Source organism: Streptomyces doebereineriae (genome assembly GCF_031845645.1).
GTDB classification, from domain to species: domain Bacteria; phylum Actinomycetota; class Actinomycetes; order Streptomycetales; family Streptomycetaceae; genus Streptomyces; species Streptomyces canus.
In genome coordinates this window covers 1-481 of record NZ_JAVREZ010000153.1, presented here as the reverse complement: position 1 = coordinate 481, position 481 = coordinate 1, and the positions used below count along the sequence as shown (strand labels likewise).

At 75.7% G+C, this 481-nt stretch carries 1 protein-coding gene and 1 pseudogene; one reads left to right on the top strand and one right to left on the bottom strand.

Annotated elements, in window-relative coordinates; genetic code table 11:
- Window positions 1-271 (top strand): AMP-binding enzyme (locus tag RNB18_RS51190; protein ID WP_449657659.1); only part of this gene is annotated, 271 nt, incomplete at its 5' end.
- Between the two features lie 54 nt (window positions 272-325).
- On the opposite strand, the pseudogene RNB18_RS51185 reads toward RNB18_RS51190, so the two are convergent.
- Window positions 326-481: pseudogene (locus tag RNB18_RS51185) on the bottom strand (ABC transporter substrate-binding protein); the annotation flags it as partial.

Sequence of the window (481 nt, the reverse complement as noted above, 5' to 3'; positions counted from 1 at the left end):
GTGCGTGGGCGTCCCCGACCCCCTGATGGGCGAGCGGCTGGCGGCCTGTGTGGTCGCGCGGGGCCCGCAGGCTCCGACGCTGGACGCCTTGGGCGGCCATCTGACGGCCCGGGGTCTCGATCGGCGCAAACACCCCGAACGGCTGCTCGTGGTCGGGGAGTTGCCCCTGACGCCCGCGGGCAAGCCGGACCGGGCCGCCCTGCGGGAACGGCTGGCGGGGAGCTCTCGGGCCGGCGTTCCCGAGGACGCGCCGCTCACCCAGGCGGGATGACCGGCGGGGCCCGGCGGCCGATGACGGCTGCCGGGCCCCGTGGGGGCGGGACGGTCAGGAGGCGCCCATGGCCTTCTTCAGCCCCGCCGCCGCGTCACGGTAGACGGCCAGCAGATCCAGGTCGTCGCCCGGGTAGTTGACGATCCCGACCTGCTCGGCGCCGGAGTCCGGCAGCACGGTCCCGGTCGACATATGGGCGTTGTCCAGCAC